At 71.9% G+C, this 327-nt stretch carries 1 protein-coding gene; it reads left to right on the forward strand.

The window, feature by feature from the left end:
- Window positions 1-327: RHS repeat domain-containing protein (locus HCJ94_RS31005; protein ID WP_168004260.1), on the forward strand; the 327-nt coding region annotated here is incomplete at both ends.

Consider the following 327-nt stretch of genomic DNA (forward strand, 5'->3'; position numbering starts at 1 on the left):
CTACGACGGCGCCGGCCGGGCGTACGAGACCAGCGTGGCGGCGCCGGGACTCGGCACCGCGGTCCCGATCACCCGCAACGTCTACGAACCGTCCACCGGGCGGCTGCTCCGCGTCCAGTCGACGGTCAGCGGGCTGTCGACCGCGCAGGTGGAGAAGGGCTACGACAGCCTCGGCCGGCAGACGTCCTACACCGACGCCGACGGGGTCACCTCCACCACCACCTACGACCTACTCGGCCGGGTGGCGACCAGCACCGACGGCAAGGCCACCCGGACCTACACCTACGACGGTGGCTCCGAGCGGCGGGGCATGCTGACCTCGGTCAA

It is taken from the genome of Micromonospora thermarum, assembly GCF_012034245.1.
GTDB lineage: Bacteria > Actinomycetota > Actinomycetes > Mycobacteriales > Micromonosporaceae > Micromonospora > Micromonospora thermarum.